Source organism: Rhizobium sp. WYCCWR 11152 (assembly GCF_013087615.1).
In the GTDB taxonomy this organism is placed as follows: Bacteria; Pseudomonadota; Alphaproteobacteria; order Rhizobiales; family Rhizobiaceae; genus Rhizobium; species Rhizobium indicum.
Genome location: NZ_JABFCP010000024.1, coordinates 359,271 through 376,630 on the forward strand (window position 1 = coordinate 359,271; position 17,360 = coordinate 376,630).

Below are 17,360 nucleotides of genomic sequence, written 5' to 3' on the forward strand. Positions count from 1 at the left end.
GATGGCTGCCGTCCAAACCCGCTCCGAACGCGCGCTGAACCGGGTGGCGATCGCCGCCGTACTGGTCATCACGCTGATCTTCCTGGCGCCGATCTACTGGATCACCTCGACGGCCTTCAAGCCGCGCAACCTCGCTACCACCATTCCGCCGACGGTGCTCTTCGAGCCGGAACTCTCGCCCTTCGTGAAGCTCTTCACCAAGCGCTCGCAACTGCGCGGGGCGCCTACTCCTGAAGAATATGCCGCCGCCCCCTGGTGGGAGCGGATGGTGTTCGACGGCGGCGAGAAGATCGTTCGCTCCGGCCGCGGCGAGGTGCAGCCCTCCGGCTATCCGAACCGCTTCATGAACTCGCTGATCGTTGCCATCACGTCCACGGTGCTGGCTGTCGGTATGGGGACATTCACGGCCTACGGCTTTTCGCGCTTCAAAGTGAAGGGGGAGGCAGACCTTCTCTTCTTCATCCTGTCGACGCGCATGCTGCCGCCCGTCGTCGTGGCGATCCCGATGTTCCTCATGTACCGTGTCGTCGGCCTCAACGACACGCATTGGGGCCTCATCATCCTCTACACTGCCTTCAACCTTTCCTTCTCCGTTTGGCTGATGAAGGGCTTCATCGACGAGATCCCGAAGGAATACGAGGAGGCAGCACTCGTCGACGGCTACACGCGGATGGAGGCCTTTTTCAAGATCGTCATTCCGGAAGCGGCGACCGGCATCGCCGCGACCGCGGTTTTCTGCTTCATTACGGCCTGGAACGAATATGCATTTGCGCTGATCATGACGAACCGGCGCGCGCAAACCGCTCCCCCCTTCATTCCGAGCCAGGTCGGCTCGGGCCTGCCGGATTGGACGGTCATTGCGGCCGGCACGTTCCTGTTCCTGCTACCGGTCGCCATCTTCACCTTCCTGCTCAGGAACCATCTCCTGCGCGGCATGAGCTTCGGAGCGATCCGCAAATGACCTTCCGCGCCTTGAACCAGAAATATCTCGAACCCGCTTCGCAGTATCTGATGATCCTCGGCATCATCGCGCTCTGCCAGCCCTGGAACCTGTTTCTGCATCGCTACGGCATGACGATGACGCTCGTCGGACTGATTGCCTTCATGGTGACGACTAAAATCCCGCGGGACGCGCAACCAGACGAAGGCAGCCATTCATGACGCAGATAGAACTTCTCGGGATCCAGAAATATTTCGGTGCCGTCCAGGTCATCAAAGACCTTAATCTCGCCATCGCCGACAATGAATTCATCGTGCTGCTTGGACAATCGGGCTGCGGAAAGACGACGACATTACGCGCCGTCGCGGGGCTGGAGACGATCGACGACGGCGACATTCTGATCGACGGGCAGCCGGTGCAGCATATCAAGGCATCCGGCAGGGACATCGCCATGGTGTTCCAATCCTTCTCGCTCTATCCGCACATGACGGTCTACGAGAACATCGCCTTCCCGCTCCGCGCTACCCGGATGAGCCGTGCCGATGTCGATGCGTCGGTCCGCGAGATCGCTGGTGTGCTGCGCATCACCGGTCTGCTGGCCCGCAAGCCTTCGGCGCTGTCAGGCGGCGACATGCAGCGGGTCGCAATCGGCCGCGCGCTGGTGCGACGCCCAAAAGCCATGTTGATGGACGAGCCGATCGGTGCGCTCGACGCGAAGCTGCGCGAGGAGATGCGGGCGGAAATCAAGCGCCTGCATATCAAGCAGGGTTCGACCACCATCTACGTGACGCATGACCAGGTGGAGGCCATGTCGCTCGCTGACCGCATCGTCATCATGCACGAGGGCATCCTTCAGCAGGTCGGCACGCCGGAAGAGGTTTACGCACAACCCGCCAACACGTTCGTCGCCCAGTTCGTCGGAAGCCCGGTCATGAACATGGCGCCGGCGACCATCAGCGAAACGGGCAGCCATACCAGCGTGCAGGTCGGCGACGGGACGACGGGCTTCGAGTTCCCCGCCGTGCTGGCTAACCGCCTCTCCGACGCAAGGGCCGAGAACGGCAAGCTGACACTCGGGGTCCGGCCTGAGGGCGTGCTTGTTTCACGGGAGGCCCGCGAGGGCTTCATGCCGGTTGAAGCGCATATCATCGAGCCTCTCGGCTCGCACGACATCGTGGACCTGAAGGTCGGTCACCAGATGATCAGGGCACGCACCAAGAGCGGTTTCGTGCCTGGTCCCGGCGAAGCCGTCTGGGCACGCATCGACCCCGCCCAGGCACATTTCTTCAACACCGCGACCGGCTCGTCGCTGGGGATCAGACTCTGATGGCGCATATCGAACTCAAGGGCATCACCAAGACCTTCGGCAACCACACGGCGCTGAAAAACCTGAACATCGACATTGCTGACGGCGAGTTCTTCGTTCTGCTCGGGCAGACCGGCGCCGGCAAGACGACGACGCTGCGCCTGATCGCCGGTCTCGAGAAGCCGACCGCAGGCCAGATCTTCATCGACGGGCAGGACGTCGCCGACTGGGGTGCCGCCGAGCGCGACGTGGCCCTGGTGCTCCAGCAATATTCGCTTTACCCGCGCTATACGGTGCGGGAGAACCTGGAATTTCCATTGAAATCCCGTATCCGCCGCGTTGAGCCCGAAGAAATCAAGGAGCGTGTCGACCGGGTTGCCAAGACCCTGCGCATCGAGCATCTGCTCGACCGCAAGACGGACCGGCTGTCGGGAGGCGAGATGCAGCGCGTATCGATCGGCCGGGCCATCGTGCGCAAACCGCGGGTCTTCTTGATGGACGAACCGCTTTCGGCGCTCGACGCGAAACTTCGCGAAGCACTTCGCACCGAGCTGAAAAACCTGCAGATGAACCTCGGCGCGACCTTCCTCTTCGTCACTCACGACCAGATAGAGGCCATGTCGATGGGCGACAAGATCGGCGTCCTGAACAATGGTCAACTGGTGCAGACGGGTACGCCGCAGGAGATCTACGGAAACCCGGTCAACACCTTCGTCGCGCGCGCGGTCGGCTCGCCGCCGATGAACCTGATCGCCGGCACGCTTGCCGGCGGCGAGGCAGTGGCCAGCGAGGGCTATCGGCTGCCGCTCGGCAACGGACACGGGATCGCGACAGACGGTCGCCCGCTCACCTTCGGCATCCGTCCTGAGGACATTTTTCTCGACAGCGGCGCGCCCGGCGAAGCACGGGTCCACGATGTGGAAAATCACGGTGTCGAAAAGATCGTGACGCTGCGCACCGGCGAGAAGTTCATCCATGCGACCGTGCCGACACAGACGGCGCTTCGGATCGAGGATGAGGTTCGCTTTTCGTGGAATCCGGAGAAAGTCGTGCTGTTTGACGCCGGAAGCGGTGTAAGCCTGCGGCACGCTGGCTGACCTGATCGGTCCGAAGGATGCCAGCGGTCTCGGCGGCACGGCAGGGGCAGCGAGCGTTTCGAGGTCGCGACGAGGCGCTATGCGGGAAAGCGCCGGCGGTAGTGTTCCACCACTTCGGGATTGCGCAAATTGACGGGCAACTCTCCCTTGATGACGCGCAGGGCTTCGCTCGCCGCGCCTGTTCCCATGCGCATCATGCTCTCTTCCGTCAGTCCAGCCAGATGCGGCGTGACGATGACGTTGTCAAAGCCGAAATAGGGATGGTCGAGCGAAAGCGGCTGCGTTGCGAAGACGTCGAGCGCGGCTCCGCCGATGCGACCATCGCGCAGCGCCTCGATCAACGCCGCATCGTCGATGACGGGGCCGCGTGAGACGTTGACCAGAACGGCAGTGGGCTTCATGCGCCGGATGCGACCGGCATTGAGCAAGCCGGTCGTCTCCGGCGTCAGCGGGCAGCAGAGCACAACGATGTCGGCCGTCGCCACAAGCTCATCGATCGCCAGGAAACGCACGCCGTCGGGCACGCTTTCCGGCGACCGGCTCGTGGCGACCACCTCCAGGCCGAAACCGAATTTCGCGATCTTGAAGATCGCCTTGCCGACGTTGCCCATGCCGACGATGCCCATGGTGCGGCCGGCGAGGTCGACGGCCGCGTCCGATTGGGCGCGGCCCGCCAGCCAGCCGTTCTGACGCAGTTCGCGGTCCATCGCGCGAAAGCGCCGAAGCAGGGCCAACGTCACGAGGAAGACGTGCTCGGCGACAGTCGAGGCATTGGCGCCCGGGACGTTGGCGACAAGCACGCCGGCGCGGGTCGCCGCATCCATCGGCACCATGTCGAGCCCGGCTCCATGGCGGATCGCAGCGCGAAGCGCCGGCGCATCCTCGAAGAAAGCCGGCGGAATCGGCGCGCGTACGATGACGATGCCCGCGCCGCGGCCTTCTCGCAGCAATCTTTCGGGATCGGGCGCGGAAGCGACGCGCAGATCACCCGCAGCCTCGAGCATGGACCTGGCCGCAGGGTGCAGGGGATGCGTGGAAAAGATGAAGCTCATCGGCCCTCCCCGCCTGTTATGCCTATCAGGCTGCCGTCGCTGGACCGCCGATAAGGCCCTTCCAATAACTTTCCGCACCTTGAAGATGCGCGCTCATCAGCGCCTGGGCGAGATTGCCGTCTCGGGCAAGCAGCGCCTCGTAGATGCGGATATGCTCCTCGTGCGAGCGCCGGCTTCGGGCGGCGTCGGCAAAATAGATCGGCAGGCGGTGCTCGCCCATGACGTAATAGACGCTGCACACCCGATGGAAGACGCTGTTCTTGGTGGCCCGGACGATCTCCAAATGGAAATCCCGGTCCTCGCGCGCCAGCCCCTCGCCGGCGGCAAGCTTCGCCTCCGACGCCGCGAGGATATCGCGCAAGTGCTGGTAGTTCTCCTCCGTCGCCCGATCGCAGGCGAGTTCCGCGGCCTTGATCTCATGGATCTTGCGAAGCTCCACGGTCTCGTAGATCAGGATAGGATCAAGCGGCACGCCGGCGCGGGCAAAAAGCGCCATTGCCTCCACGCTCGCCTCCGTGGTCGTCAGATAGATGCCCGACTTGGCCCGGCGCTCGACGATGCGCATTGCCTCCAGAATGGCCAGTGCCTCGCGAACCTGCCCCCGGCTGACGCCGAAATGCTCCGCAAGCTCTCGCTCCGATGGCGTGCGGCCGTTGCCGCTCGAGTTCGAGAAAAGATGGGCCGCGAGATCGGAGAGGAGGGAATTTTCTTTCATCGTCACTGTCTTTGCGCGTGAGTCTCCAGGACCCGCTGATTGATCGTGAAGCCCAGGCCAGGCCTGTCCGGGATCTCTACCATACCGTCCTTCACCGACACAGTGTCCTCGACAAGATCGTGGATCATCGGATTGGCGCCGAGCGAATATTCGATGACGAAGCTTGCCGGGGAAGCCGCGCACAAGTGCAGGCCGGAGAAGAAGCAGGGCGCGCCGGCCCAAAGATGCGGCGCGAAACGGAGGTTGAAGGCGCTGGCGAGCGAACTGATGCGCATCGCCTCCGTAATGCCGCCGCAGAAGGCGGGATCCGGCTGGAATATGTCGGCGGCCCGAAGCGTGGCAAGATCTCGAAAGGCAAAACGCGTCGCCTCGCTCTCGCCGGCAGCGATCGGCACGTTCCCAGCCGCGCGCACCTCCGCCATGCCCGGCTTGTCATCGGCTATCACCGGCTCCTCGAACCAGGCGAGGTCGCAATCGGCGACCATTTGGATGAAGCGCTTTGCCTCCGCAACAGTATAGGTGCCGTGCGCATCGACCATCAGGTCGACGTCGGGGCCGATTGCCTTGCGAGCCGCACGCACGCGCGATGCCGAGACATGCAGCGCACGATCCATCGCACCGACGCGCATCTTGACTGACTTGAAACCACCGGCCGCGACATAGGACCGGAGCTGTTCGCCGATCCGGTCCACGCTCTCCCAACCGCCCGAGGCATAGGCGGGCAATCTGTCCGCCTTGCGCCCACCCAGCAGCTTCCAGACGGGGACGCCGAGCGACTTGCCGAGAATGTCCCAGAGCGCTATGTCGACCGCGCTGATCGCCGCGACGGAAAGGCCGCGCCGCGCGATCTCGGGCATGGCGTGACCTGAACTCGCCGCCGTCTCGTGGCGGACGCCGTTATAGAGCATCTCCCATATGGTGGAGATGTCGGCGGGATCGCGGCCGATGAGCTTCGGCCCAATCTCGTGATTGAGCATATGTACCAGCGTGCCATAGGTGCCCGAACTGCCCGCGGCATTCTTGCCCTCTCCCCAGCCGACGATGCCGTCGTCCGTTTCGATCCGCAGGATCGCACTATCGAAGGTCGTCAGTCGGCCGAAGTCGCTGCGGTGCTGACGGCTCGCCTCGATGGGAATTTTAATCCACCAGGCCTCTACGGTCTTGATGCGCATATCTCGGATCCCCTGCCCCTCACGGCCCGCGAGCCGCAGGGCATATTCTTTCCGTTCGTTACCTGATCAGCGGCAGGATCGTCTCGGCAGTGATCCGCATCTGATCGTCGTAGAACTTCTCAGTGAGAAGGCTCGAGCCGTGGTCCTGGATAAACTTCAGTTGCTCCGGGGGAATATCGACGGGGTTACGCTCGACCATGTCCGGATATTTTGAGGCCGGCGTGCGGTCGACCGGAGCGACGAATTCGTTGGTGACGGCGCCGTCGTACCCGATCTCCTTCAGCGTGCCGATGATCTTCGGCCAGTCGAGCTGGCCGAGGCCGGCGGCAAAACGATTGTTATCGGCGACGTGGAAATCGAACAGGCGCTTTCCAGCGAGCCGGATCGCTTCATACATGTCTTCCTCCTCGATGTTCAGGTGGAAGGCATCAAGGCAAACCCCGCATTCGGGGCTGACGGCATCGGCGAGCGCCAGCGCTTGGGCGGCACGGTTGAAGAAATAGGTCTCGAAACGGTTGAGCGGCTCTACGGCAATGCGCACGCCCCTCTTCTGGGCATGGGCAAAACACTCCTTGGTAGCGTCCACCACCCATGTCCACTCTTCCTCCTCGGTGCCATCCGGCACCACCTTGCCGACGGTGGCCGGCACGAGGGTGACGATCTCGCCATCGAGTTCGCTGACCATGGTGATGACGCTCTTGACATAGTCCACTGACCTGGCGCGCTGGCCTTCATCCCTGGCGGCAAGATTGCGCTCGCCGAGCGTCAGCGTAACGGCGCCCCAGCAGCGGATGCCATGCTCTTTCAGCAGCGCGCGCGTCTCATTGACGTCGTACTGCGCGGGCTCGCCGGATATCTCGATGCTTTCGTAGCCATATTTCTTGATGCGCTTCAGCGTGACGGCGAGCGGTTCGGCCCGCATCCAGTTATGTGTCGAAAGATGCATGAGGTCCTCCCAGACAGTTGCAGCACGGTCCACCGCCAATCGGGCGGCAAAAGGTCATGTTATCGTTGGCCACTCTCGCCGCCTTCGGCAATCTGGTTTGGCCAATTCTCGTTATTTGAAAGCTCTAGCTCAATTCTTAACCCTCTGCAAGACGGGGCCAAAAGGTCGATATTTCTTTAGGCAGTCGATATTTAATACTGATTTTCTCGCTTAGGCGCGAATCCGGCACCCCAAGCGTGCAATAAACTGGCTTGACCAGATTCGAAGATTTGGTATGACCAGATCTGGAAAAGTGATGGGGCGTTGAAACCATCTCGGAGTGGCCGCAGGCCAAGTGGAGGGGAGATGAAGATCGGCATGTGCATGTTCCTCTGGACGACAAGTGTCGGCCGGAAACACGAGGCACTGTTACGCGATATCAAGGATACGGGGTTTGACGGTGTCGAGATCCCGATCTTTTCGGGCACACCCGACGACTACCATCGGCTGGCAGACATGCTGGACCGGATCGGCCTGGAACGGACCGCCGTTTCCGCCATGGGCGACCCGCAGATGAACCTGATCGCCGCCGACGCCGCGACCCGCAGGCGCGGCATCGACTACATGAAATGGGCCATCGACTGCAGCGATGCGCTGGGCGCGACGTTGCTCAGCGGCCCGCTACATTCGACGCTCGGCAAGTTCTCTGGAAGCGGGCCGAGCGCGGCGGAACTGAAGCGCTCGGTTTCCTCACAACGCGCGATCGGCGACCATGCAGCAAAGCACGGCGTCACGATCGGGCTTGAGGCGCTGAACCGCTTCGAATGCTACCTGTTCAACACGATGGACGATCTCGCGGCCCATATCGACGCGGTCGGACATCCGCATATCCGCGCCATGTACGACACGTTCCACAGCAATATCGAAGAAGCCGATCCCATCGGCGCGTTCACGCGAAACAGTGACCGCATCGTGCATGTCCACATTTCGGAGAACGACCGCGGCGTACCGGGGCGGGGCAACATTCCGTGGGCGGAGACGTTCGAGGCGCTACGCGCGAGCGGCTACGACGGGTGGCTGACAATCGAGGCCTTCGGTCGGGCGCTCAAGGAGCTCGCCGCCGCGACAAAGGTCTGGCGCGACTTTTCCGAGACACCGGAATCGGTCTATCGCGAAGGCTACCGCCATATCCGCGATGGATGGCACGCGGCGGCATGACCACCAGCCGACTTGCCTGATTTTGATCCGGACAGGGCTACACCGCACCGGAGACCGCGGCCGCGGCCGAGCGGCCAGGAGGAATGCGGACGGTTATGCTGCTCATGAAAGACCGCCGTTTTCTCAGGCATGGGCAAACCCATTGGATGGGCCGGCTTTCGGCCGACCCTTTCCGACGATCAAAGGCGCATGCATGCCAACGAGAGCACATTTTCTGCGCCCTCGTCTTGTCACTCAGCCGATGGCCATAAGGCTTGCATTGCCGCCGGCAGCTGCGGTGTTGATCGAGGTCGACACCTCCTCCAGCAACCAATTCAGGCAATAGGCTTCGTGGTCGCCCGCCAATTCCTCGGTCGTTGCGGCCTGGACCAGCAGAAGCGGACCGGGCAGGTGAGCAATCTTTTGATTGACGGCCAGAACCCTGTCGCGATCCCCTTCGACGAGCGCGCCGGAGAACGGCCCGTCCCTTTCCCAATCCGATGTCCAGGAAATCCGGCCGGCGACAGCCGCCGGAAGATCCGCCAGGGCTGACCTCGATAACGAACCCGCGTCCACGACGATGTGATTGCCGGTCGATAGGGCTGCGGCGATCTGGCGATGAAGCCCGCCCTCCGTCTGCGGCACGACGAGAATACGGCCGCGGGGATGGAGCGCGTAGAGATTAAGCTCGCCCACCGGACCGGTGAGTTCGCGTTCGAGCCCGAGCGCCGAACGGCTCGCATATCCACGCGCCGCTTCCCCCTCGCCCGACAGGCCCTTCTTGTCGAGCCAGACAATGTAGTCACGAAGGGCAAGGTCCGTATGAACGGAATCCTGCTGCGGCGGCACGGGCGCACGCTGCACCAGCCGGCCGATATAGAGCGGACCGCCGGCCTTCGGACCGGTTCCCGACAGGCCGCGGCCGCCGAAGGGCTGCACGCCGACGACGGCGCCGATGATGTTCCGGTTGACGTAGAGGTTTCCGGCCTTGATGCGGCTGGTCACATGCGCGATCGTTTCGTCAAGCCGGGTGTGAAGCCCGAATGTCAGACCATAACCCGACGCGTTGATGTCGTCGATCAGACGGTCGAGCCCGTTTCGCTTGAAGCGGATGACGTGCAGGACCGGGCCGAAGATCTCCCTCGTCAGGTCTGCCAGGGATTTGATCTCAATGATCGTCGGCGGAACGAAGGTCCCCGCTGCAGCACTTTCGGGCAGCGGCAGCTGATCCACCTTGCGGCCCAAGCCGCGCATATGCTCGATATGCTGGTCGATCTCCGTCTTTGCGCTCTCGTTGATGACTGGGCCGACATCGATGCTCAGCCGATCGGTACGGCCGATCGTCAGCTCGCGGAAGGCGCCCTTCAGCATGGCGAGGGTCCTGTCGGCGACATCGTCCTGAAGGCAGAGAACCCTGAGTGCCGAGCAGCGCTGACCGGCGCTGTCGAAGGCAGAGGCAATGACGTCGGCCACCACCTGCTCGGCCAATGCCGAGGAGTCGACGATCATGCCGTTCTGGCCGCCGGTTTCGGCAATCAGCGGAATTGGCTTGCCGGTCGCCGACAGCCGTTCTGCCAGCTGCGCCTGGATCAGGCGGGCAACTTCGGTCGACCCGGTAAACATGACGCCTGCCGTCTCCTCCGCTCCGACCATGCCGGCGCCGAGGCGGCCGCTGCCGGGCACGAACTGCAGGGCACCGACAGGCACGCCCGCCTCGTGGAGGATCTTCACGCTTTCCGAAGCGATGATCGGCGTGACGCCGGCCGGTTTGGCAAGCACGGGATTGCCGGCCACCAAGGCTGCGGCGACCTGTCCGGTGAAAATCGCCAGCGGGAAATTCCACGGGCTGATGCAGACGATCGGGCCGAGGGGCGCATGCGAGGGGCCGAGGGTCTTGCGGGCCTGCTCGGCGTAATAGCGCAGGAAGTCGATCGCCTCACGCACTTCGCCGACGGCGTTGGCCGCGGATTTGCCGGCCTCGCGCATGACGATGCCCATCAGCACCTTGATGCGGGCCTGCATGATGTCGGCGGCCCGCTCCAGGCAGGCGGCACGCTCGGCCGGCGGCACGGCAGCCCATTGCGGCGCATGCTCGGCCGCCATGCGAACGATGCGCGCAGCCTCCTCGACCTTCACCTCGGTCACTGTGCCGACGACATCCCGGTGATCGGCAGGATTGAGAACATCGCGCGTCACCCCCTCCGTAGAGCCGTCGGCAAGGAGGGGAAGCGCATGCCACGGGGCAGCAGCCGTGGAGATGAGCGCCTCAGCCAAATCCGAAAGGGTGGCCTCGTTCGAGAGATCGAGACCATCGGAATTGGCCCGGGTGTTGCCGTAAAGAGCCTTTGGCGAGGCGATCTGCGTGTGGGGCGCGCCCATAACGGGCATGGCCGCGACGATTTCGGCGGGATCGGCGATCAGCGCCTCGACCGAGACATTCGGATCGGAGATGCGGTGCACGAAGGAGGAATTGGCGCCGTTTTCCAGAAGGCGTCGAACCAGATAGGCGAGCAGCGTCTCATGCGTTCCCACAGGCGCATAAATGCGGCAAGGCCGGTCGAGTTTTTCCTTCCCGACAACCTCGTCGTAGAGCGGTTCGCCCATGCCGTGCAGGCATTGGAACTCGTATTTGCCGACTGTGAAATCAGGACCCGCCAGGCGATAGATCGTTGCGAGCGTCTGCGCATTGTGAGTGGCAAATTGCGGGAAGACCGCATCCGGAGCATCGAGCAGCTTGCGCGCGCAGGCGACGTAGGCAACATCGGTGTAGATCTTGCGGGTATAGACCGGATAGTCGTCGAGACCATCAAGCTGGGCACGCTTGATCTCCGCATCCCAATAGGCGCCCTTGACGAGACGGACCATGACCCGGCGCTCCGAGCGGCGTGCGAGATCAATGATGTAGTCGAGGACGAAGGGGCAGCGCTTGCCATAGGCCTGCACGACGAAGCCCAGCCCGTTCCATCCGGTAAGATCAGGGGCAAAGCAAAGCTCCTCGAGGAGATCGAGCGAAAGCTCCAGCCGATCGGCCTCCTCCGCGTCGATATTGAGGCCGATATCATAGGTCTTGGCGAGAACGGCCAGCGCCTTGACCTTCGGCAGCAGCTCGCTCATCACCCGGCCGGCTTGCGACCTCACGTAGCGGGGATGCAGGGCCGAAAGCTTGATCGAAATGCCCGGACCGTCATAGATGCCGCGTCCGTCCGACGCCTTGCCGATGGCGTGGATCGCCTTTTCGTAATCCCGGTAATAACGCTCGGCGTCGGCGCCCGTCGTCGCGGCCTCGCCCAGCATGTCGTAGGAATAACGGAAGCCGCGTGCTTCCAGCGGCCGGGAGCGTTTCAGCGCCTCTGCGATCGTTTCACCGGTGACGAACTGCTCGCCCATCATGCGCATCGCCATATCGACGCCGCGACGGATGACCGGCTCGCCGGCGCGCGCGATCAGCCGCGTCAGCGCTGCCGACAGGCTTCGGTCGTTGACCGTCGAGGTCAGCTTGCCGGTGACGACCAGGCCCCAGGTGGCGGCGTTGACGAACATGGATTTTCCGCCGCCGATGTGGGAGGTCCAGTTGCCTTCGGCGATCTTGTCGCGGATCAGCGCATCCCGGGTTTCGGTATCGGGAATGCGCAACAGCGCTTCGGCGAGGCACATCAGCGCCACGCCTTCCTGGCTGGAAAGCGAATATTCCTGCACCAGCCCTTCGACACCGGTCCCCTTGTGCTTGGCGCGCAACGCCTCGATCAGGCTGCGGGCCGTGCTGCGAATGTCATAGCGTTTTGCCTCGGAGACGCGCGCTGCTGCAACGAGCGGCGGCAGGCATTCGGTTTCCGGCCGGCGATAGGCAGCCGTAATGGCCTGGCGAAGTTCGGATTGCGGCCGGATCGGCGGGGCAAAGGCAGAGAATGGCGCGCCATCGGCCGGATCATTGGAGGGGGCGGGGTCGATCGCTGCGTTCAACATGAAAGTACCTATCAATCGATATCTGGTTTAACGGATGAACGAGATGCCGGGCTCATCGTCCCACTGTGCATCGTCCGTGCAGGCGGGGCCGGAATATTCCGTCTCTCGCAGCGGGCGCGCCTCCGGTCTGTCGCGCTTGAGGGTGAGCGCCGCGGCCACAGCCCTGATCGCCAGCGGCCGGTAGTGCGCGAGCAAATCCGGCGTCCGATCGTCATCCGCTTCTTTATTATGCATGAATGCTCCCCGTGTTGAGCGCGGCGGCGATACCGATTTCAGCACTCTTCTGCCCGGCCTACAATCTACCACAGCCGCAAATCGCGATCTCACTTGATTTCGGCCGTTTCCAGGCTGTATGAACTTATTAATTCGCCCGCGAGAGTTCAAATGGCTACTGAAACCGACATCTTTAGTGAATTGGACCAGTTCGACAGAAAGATCCTCACCGCACTCACCGAGGACGGCAGGCTGTCGATCACCGATCTGGCCGCGCGTGTCGGATTGTCGAAGACGCCGTGCCAGATCCGCTTCAAAAGGTTGATCAGCGAAGGATATATCGAAGGCTTCAAGGCCGTCCTCAATCCGTCGAAAATGCAGCTCGACCATATTGCTTTCGTCGAGGTGAAGCTTTCCGATACCCGCGAGGACGCGCTGAAAAGTTTCAACGATGCCATCAAAAAGATCAGCGAAGTCGAAGAGTGCCATATGATCGCCGGCAGGTTCGACTATCTCTTGAAGATCCGCACGCGCGATATCGGCCGCTACCGCCGTGTCCTCGGCGAGCGCATCTCGACACTGCCCCACGTTGCCAACACATCGACGAATGTCGCGATGGAAACGGTCAAGGAAGGCTGGAACAAGTCCGGTTCGAGTTTTTCGTGAATGTGATCCTTGAGATGACGAACTGCCGGTGAGTAGCCGCCGGACGGACTGCGATATCGTCATTGCTATCGGCTATCGCGCCACTATGATCAATCGACCCACAGGTAGTTCAGCCATCTCTCGCTTTCCGACCGCGTGCGCTCGGTTTCACCGGCACACTCTTCCCGTACTCATTCCACCATGTCGTCAACGCTTCCATGGTGGGACCGAGGCCCCGCGCTTTTTGGGTGATCTCGTATTCGACGCGCGGAGGAACCTCCGCAAAGATGGTGCGGGACACGAGCCCGTCTGCTTCGAGCTCGCGGAGTTGCGCCGTCAGCATGTGTTGGGTAATGCCGGGAATAGCCTTTCTCAGTTCGCCAAACCGGTGGATCCGCTGATGGAGCAGCCACATGATTTCCAGCTTCCATTTGCCGGAGAGCAGCGCGAATGCGCGACGCATCTCCTCATGCATATTGATTTCGCCATCGGCCATGGTCTGGTTTTCCATACTAGCTGCAAGTAATTCATCCTACTTGCAAAGATAGACCTTAGACGACATTTTCCATCCGTGCATCAGGGACGCAGTAAAAGGAGCGCCCCTCACATAGAAACCGACAGACTCGACGAGAGGAATGTTGCTGCCTGGGCAGCGACAGGGATGAACTATGCTTGAATTTTACGGATACTGGATCAGCACGGCACTTCTATCCGCGCTCTATCTCGCTTCAGCCTACATGTACGCCACAAGGAAACAGTGGGTTCGTGAAGCGCTGACGGAACTCGGATACAGCGCGAACAGCCTCGTTCCGTTCATGATCATTGTTAAGGTCTTCGGCCCGATCGCAATCCTTTCGCGCGTCAGCGTGCCGCTCAGCGATCTCGCGTATGCAGGTATCTTCTTTCATCTGCTGCTGTCGGGTCTGGCGCATATCGGCGTTCGAAAACCTGTCGGCGCTCTGCCAGCGGCGATCGGCCTGGCGCTGCTGATCACCTCATTCATGACGCAGAACGACGTCCGCGACGTCCCTTCGCCTTACGTCCAGGCCGCTGCCCTCTGACACCTCGATGATTCCTAAGCCTTATCAAATGGAGATACACATGGGTCGACTCAATGGAAAAATTGCCGTTATCACTGGCGCAAGCCGCGGCATTGGCCGCGCCACCGCAAAGCTGTTTGCGGCCGAAGGCGCGAAGGTCGCAGTTCTTTCGCGGACATCCGAAGGCGTCGAACGCGTTGTCGATGATATCGTCGAAGCGGGCGGCACCGCGCTCGGCGTCGTCTGCGACGTCGCTGAAGCCATTCAAATCACGGCCGCGGTGGACAAGGTTGTCGCAACATATGGCCGCATCGACATTCTCGTGAACAATGCTTTCGATGGTTCTGCGGTCTCGTCGTCGGTCATCGACCTTTCGGTCGAGCAATTGCAACGGAACTTCGACACCGGGCCGATCGCGTATCTGCGCTTCATGCAGGCTTGTTATCCTCACCTGAGAGAAGGCGGAGACGGGCGGATCATCAATTTCGGTTCGATGGCCGGCACCGTGGGGTTGGCTGGTTACGGTCCGTACAACATGGCCAAGGAGGCGGTACGCGCGCTGACTCGCACGGCGGCACGCGAATGGGGTGCCGACAAGATCACCGTAAACAACGTTCTGCCGGTCGCGGACACCTGGGGCGCCGAGAATAAGGACATCCCTCCCCCGACAAACGCGCTCGCTCGTTTCGGCTCGCCGGAAGACGACATTGCCCCGGTGGTGCTTTTCCTGGCCAGCAGGGACTCCCAATTCATTACGGGATACAGCCTTACCCCCGACGGCGGCGCAATCATCGACAGCGCCCGGTAACGGCCCTCGGCAACCTTCGATGAACAAGGGGCGCAGCGTGTTGCGCCTTGCGCCCCCTTTGTCCGGCGGAGCCTCCCGACACGAGCATTGGTTACCGATGCCGGTAGCGAAAGGCTTCGACGAAGGCGGAGAAAGCAGGGGATGGATGGCGCCGGCTGGGGTAATAGAGATGATACCCTTGGAATGTTGGCGCCCAGTCGGCCAGCACTTCATTCAGTTGACCGCTGTCACAATATTGCCGGACGAGGTCTCTCGGCACATAAGACAGCCCGGCGCCGTCGAGAGCGGCATTGATCGCCGGCCCTATGTTGCTCATCACGAGCTGGCCTTCCACACGTACGCTGAACTCGCGGCCATCCTTTTCAAACTCCCAGGCATAGAGAGCGCCTGACGTCGGGAGACGCAGGTTGACGCAATTGTGGTTCGTCAAGTCATGCGGGGTCGAAGGCACAGTGCGGGCCGCAAAATATTCGGGTGATCCGACCACGGCGTAAGAGATATCGGGTCCAATGCGAACGGCCACCATGTCGCGCGCAATCGCTTCGCCGAGCCGCACGCCGGCATCGAATTGGCGCTCCACGATATTTGTGAAACCGTTGTCGACGATGAGTTCCACGGTGATATCGGGGTAATCCCGTAAAAATGCCGGCAGCCTCGAACGGAAGACCAGGTCCACGGCATCATCGGGACATACGAGGCGGACGGTGCCCGAAGGCTTGTCGCGCAGCGCGCCGAGGGCACTGATCCCGGCGGCGATGCTCTCGAAATGCGGCTGAATACTTTCCACGAGCCGGGCACCGGCCGCCGTGGGAGCCACGTCACGCGTCGTGCGGGAGAGAAGCCGGACGCCAAGCCGGGCTTCGAGCGCGCTGATCGTATGGCTCAGCGCCGAGCGCGTGACTCCCAATTTTGATGCAGCGCGTGTGAAACTCCGCTCCTGAGCCACCTCCAGAAACGCACGCATTTCCGTGAACTCGTCGCGCCGCATTGTTGAATCTCCTTCATCACGATGTTCAGATTATAACTCCTAGTCGCGCAAAACCAGTCCGGCTATCTATCTGGCAACGGACAGGAGAACGTGAATGACCGTCGAGTTGACATTGAATGAGACCTCACTGACGGACGACACGGCGACCTCATGGTCTGCTGTGACCTGCCTCTCGCTTCTCACTTTCCTTCTGGTGGGGTTGGAATTTCTCCCTGTGAGCCTTCTGACCCCGATCGCCAGGGAGCTCTCTATTTCAGAGGGGCAAGCTGGATTAGCGATCACCGTGTCGGGAGTCTTTGCGGTCATCACCAGCCTTTTCGGCAATGCAGTCTTGGCGAGGATCGACCGGAAGTCCGTCGTCCTGCTCTATACGGCGGTTCTTGTTGCATCGAGCTTGGCGGTTACCCTCGCACCCAACTTCCTCGTCTTTCTCGTCGGGCGGTCCCTGGTCGGCGTGTCGATCGGCGGCTTCTGGTCGCTGTCGACGGCTATTCTGGCACGCCTGGCTTCAGACCGTGATCTGCCCAAGGCCATTGCGCTTCTTCAAGGCGGCACCGCATTCGCCCTCGTCCTTGCCGCGCCGCTCGGGAGTTTTCTTGGCGGGTTGATCGGATGGCGGGGCACATTCTTCATCACGGTGCCGATCGGAATAGCAGCGCTCGCCTGGCAACTGGTGGTCCTGCCGAGGATGCCGGCGACATCAACCCTGTCGGTGGCCAGAATATTCGGGCTGCTGCGCAATCGCACATTCGCGATTGGAATGGCGGCGACCGGTCTCGCCTTCATCGGCCAGAACGCCCTGTCTATCTTTCTTCGTCCGTTCCTCGAAGGCGTCACGGGACTGGAATTGAATGTTCTGTCCATGGTGCTTCTCGGCCTTGGCGTCGGTGGACTGGCCGGAACCTCCGTCATTGGCTTCGTCGCCCGGCGCCACCTCCTCTTCGTTCTTGTAGGCTTGCCGGCTGCTCTTTCGGTCCTTGCCCTGCTGCTGATCGCTCTCGGGCCGTTCGCGGCGGTTACCGAATCCCTGCTCGTCATGTGGGGATTTTTCTCGACGCCGCTTCCGGTCGCCTGGAACACATGGATGGCCGCTATCGTCCCCGGTGAGTTGGAAGCGGCAGGTGGGCTGCAAGTGGCGCTGATCCAACTTGCCATTGCCGGCGGCGCTTTCACTGGCGGCATGCTGTTCGACACCGCGGGATGGTGGAGTACCTTCCTTCTGGCCGCCTGCCTTCTTGCCGGTTCGGCTGTCCTTGCCGCGCTCGCCGGTCGCCGTTCCTGAACCTTCAGAAACCTCAA

At 61.9% G+C, this 17,360-nt stretch carries 17 protein-coding genes; 9 read left to right on the forward strand and 8 right to left on the reverse strand.

What is annotated here, in order from left to right:
• Position 1 precedes the first annotated feature (1 nt).
• The 4 genes from G9X67_RS32025 to G9X67_RS32040 are packed head-to-tail and all read left to right on the forward strand — an operon-like array spanning position 2 to position 3,343.
• Positions 2-961, forward strand: a complete 960-nt coding sequence (locus G9X67_RS32025) for a carbohydrate ABC transporter permease (protein WP_003549729.1) — start codon at positions 2-4, stop codon at positions 959-961.
• Positions 958-1,161, forward strand: coding sequence for a hypothetical protein (locus G9X67_RS32030; RefSeq protein WP_003549717.1), 204 nt, complete (start codon positions 958-960; stop codon positions 1,159-1,161). The genes G9X67_RS32025 and G9X67_RS32030 overlap by 4 nt, the downstream gene beginning before the upstream one ends.
• The gene (locus G9X67_RS32035) at positions 1,158-2,267 is read left to right on the forward strand and encodes an ABC transporter ATP-binding protein (RefSeq protein WP_003549716.1); all 1,110 of its coding nucleotides are present in this window, start codon (positions 1,158-1,160) and stop codon (positions 2,265-2,267) included. Before G9X67_RS32030 ends, G9X67_RS32035 begins: the two co-directional genes overlap by 4 nt.
• Positions 2,267-3,343 carry an ABC transporter ATP-binding protein gene (locus tag G9X67_RS32040; protein ID WP_171600555.1) on the forward strand — a complete coding sequence of 359 codons (1,077 nt, stop codon included), beginning with the start codon at positions 2,267-2,269 and terminating at the stop codon, positions 3,341-3,343. Before G9X67_RS32035 ends, G9X67_RS32040 begins: the two co-directional genes overlap by 1 nt.
• Before the next feature lie 77 nt (positions 3,344-3,420).
• On the opposite strand, the gene G9X67_RS32045 is transcribed toward G9X67_RS32040, so the two are convergent.
• From G9X67_RS32045 to G9X67_RS32060, 4 genes are read right to left on the reverse strand one after another with little or no spacing between them, the layout of a single operon-like run.
• Entirely contained in the window at positions 3,421-4,395 is a 975-nt protein-coding gene (locus G9X67_RS32045) for a hydroxyacid dehydrogenase (RefSeq protein ID WP_171600556.1), read from the reverse strand.
• A gap of 25 nt (positions 4,396-4,420) precedes the next feature.
• Positions 4,421-5,110 (reverse strand): FadR/GntR family transcriptional regulator, encoded by a 690-nt coding sequence (locus G9X67_RS32050; RefSeq protein ID WP_130788024.1) that lies wholly within the window; start codon positions 5,108-5,110, stop codon positions 4,421-4,423.
• Positions 5,111-5,112: 2 nt separating this feature from the next.
• Entirely contained in the window at positions 5,113-6,282 is a 1,170-nt protein-coding gene (locus G9X67_RS32055; RefSeq protein ID WP_171600557.1) for a mandelate racemase/muconate lactonizing enzyme family protein, read from the reverse strand.
• Positions 6,283-6,340: 58 nt separating this feature from the next.
• Complete coding sequence (locus G9X67_RS32060; RefSeq protein ID WP_171600558.1) at positions 6,341-7,228, reverse strand: sugar phosphate isomerase/epimerase; 888 nt, start codon at positions 7,226-7,228, stop codon at positions 6,341-6,343.
• 345 nt (positions 7,229-7,573) lie between these two features.
• Between G9X67_RS32060 and G9X67_RS32065 the strand changes: the two genes are divergently transcribed.
• The gene (locus G9X67_RS32065; protein WP_171600559.1) at positions 7,574-8,425 is read left to right on the forward strand and encodes a sugar phosphate isomerase/epimerase; all 852 of its coding nucleotides are present in this window, start codon (positions 7,574-7,576) and stop codon (positions 8,423-8,425) included.
• Positions 8,426-8,659: 234 nt separating this feature from the next.
• Here the strand turns inward: G9X67_RS32065 and putA are convergent, their stop codons facing one another.
• Both putA and G9X67_RS32075 read right to left on the reverse strand, forming a co-directional pair.
• Positions 8,660-12,367 (reverse strand): trifunctional transcriptional regulator/proline dehydrogenase/L-glutamate gamma-semialdehyde dehydrogenase, encoded by a 3,708-nt coding sequence (gene putA, locus G9X67_RS32070; protein ID WP_171600560.1) that lies wholly within the window; start codon positions 12,365-12,367, stop codon positions 8,660-8,662.
• 27 nt (positions 12,368-12,394) lie between these two features.
• Positions 12,395-12,601: a hypothetical protein gene (locus G9X67_RS32075; protein WP_131712861.1), complete on the reverse strand. Its 207-nt coding sequence runs from the start codon at positions 12,599-12,601 to the stop codon at positions 12,395-12,397.
• Between the two features lie 150 nt (positions 12,602-12,751).
• Between G9X67_RS32075 and G9X67_RS32080 the strand changes: the two genes are divergently transcribed.
• Entirely contained in the window at positions 12,752-13,246 is a 495-nt protein-coding gene (locus G9X67_RS32080; protein ID WP_171600561.1) for an Lrp/AsnC ligand binding domain-containing protein, read from the forward strand.
• A gap of 109 nt (positions 13,247-13,355) precedes the next feature.
• On the opposite strand, the gene G9X67_RS32085 is transcribed toward G9X67_RS32080, so the two are convergent.
• Complete coding sequence (locus G9X67_RS32085; RefSeq protein ID WP_138388653.1) at positions 13,356-13,736, reverse strand: helix-turn-helix domain-containing protein; 381 nt, start codon at positions 13,734-13,736, stop codon at positions 13,356-13,358.
• A gap of 157 nt (positions 13,737-13,893) precedes the next feature.
• Here G9X67_RS32085 and G9X67_RS32090 point away from each other — a divergent pair, with 157 nt between their 5' ends.
• The gene (locus G9X67_RS32090; RefSeq protein WP_105008942.1) at positions 13,894-14,286 is read left to right on the forward strand and encodes a DoxX family protein; all 393 of its coding nucleotides are present in this window, start codon (positions 13,894-13,896) and stop codon (positions 14,284-14,286) included.
• A gap of 40 nt (positions 14,287-14,326) precedes the next feature.
• On the forward strand, positions 14,327-15,073 hold the full coding sequence (locus G9X67_RS32095; protein WP_171600562.1) for an SDR family oxidoreductase: 747 nt from the start codon (positions 14,327-14,329) through the stop codon (positions 15,071-15,073).
• 91 nt (positions 15,074-15,164) lie between these two features.
• Here the strand turns inward: G9X67_RS32095 and G9X67_RS32100 are convergent, their stop codons facing one another.
• Complete coding sequence (locus G9X67_RS32100; protein WP_171600563.1) at positions 15,165-16,061, reverse strand: LysR family transcriptional regulator; 897 nt, start codon at positions 16,059-16,061, stop codon at positions 15,165-15,167.
• Positions 16,062-16,155: 94 nt separating this feature from the next.
• Here G9X67_RS32100 and G9X67_RS32105 point away from each other — a divergent pair, with 94 nt between their 5' ends.
• Positions 16,156-17,343: an MFS transporter gene (locus tag G9X67_RS32105; RefSeq protein WP_171600564.1), complete on the forward strand. Its 1,188-nt coding sequence runs from the start codon at positions 16,156-16,158 to the stop codon at positions 17,341-17,343.
• Positions 17,344-17,360: the final 17 nt, after the last annotated feature.